This is a genomic window from Vibrio sp. S457-15 (assembly GCF_000960545.1).
GTDB classification, from domain to species: domain Bacteria; phylum Pseudomonadota; class Gammaproteobacteria; order Enterobacterales; family Vibrionaceae; genus Vibrio; species Vibrio parahaemolyticus.
On sequence record NZ_JYOQ01000014.1, the window covers coordinates 1 to 675 of the forward strand.

Genomic DNA, 675 nt, shown 5'->3' on the forward strand with positions numbered 1-675 from the left:
AACCCGAAGGAGTTTCGAGTTGATGACAAGTCACCAAAGTTGTCTGCAATTTTTATACATGATGCAGACTCGATTTTGCCGGACTCAAATTCCAAGAACACTTGAATGTGTTATTTTGGTGTTTGTCCTAAAGACAAACATTGAGAACTTTACAAACAACAATAAATTGTTGTTTTGTCAGCTTTCCAAATTGTTAAAGAGCTAATCACTTCTAATGAAGTAACCATTTTTAAAAGCACTCATCGAATGCGCTTAAAGATGGTGGGCGATACCGGGCTCGAACCAGTGACCCCCTGCTTGTAAGGCAGGTGCTCTCCCAACTGAGCTAATCGCCCATTGTGTCAAAATATGGTGGAGCTATGCGGGATCGAACCGCAGACCTCCTGCGTGCAAGGCAGGCGCTCTCCCAGCTGAGCTATAGCCCCATATTTTGAGTTTTAATTCCTAATGGAAGGAATGGTGGGTCGTGCAGGATTCGAACCTGCGACCAATTGATTAAAAGTCAACTGCTCTACCAACTGAGCTAACGACCCAATGGTATCCCGTAGGGGAGTCGAACCCCTGTTACCGCCGTGAAAGGGCGGTGTCCTAGGCCTCTAGACGAACGGGACACTGGATTGAAGAGTTTGGGAACTCTTCTTCTCTTTACTTTATAAACCGTATCAATCTGTGTGG

General features: G+C 45.3%; 4 tRNA genes. All 4 read right to left on the reverse strand.

The window, feature by feature from the left end:
* Positions 1-259: 259 nt before the first annotated feature.
* The 4 genes from UF05_RS02600 to UF05_RS02615 all read right to left on the reverse strand — a co-directional run bounded on the left by UF05_RS02600 (position 260) and on the right by UF05_RS02615 (position 611).
* Positions 260-335: transfer RNA gene (locus tag UF05_RS02600), tRNA-Val, on the reverse strand.
* 14 nt (positions 336-349) lie between these two features.
* Positions 350-425: transfer RNA gene (locus tag UF05_RS02605), tRNA-Ala, on the reverse strand.
* A 32-nt stretch (positions 426-457) separates the two neighbouring features.
* Positions 458-533, reverse strand: a tRNA-Lys gene (locus tag UF05_RS02610).
* Between the two features lie 2 nt (positions 534-535).
* Positions 536-611: transfer RNA gene (locus UF05_RS02615), tRNA-Glu, on the reverse strand.
* Positions 612-675: the final 64 nt, after the last annotated feature.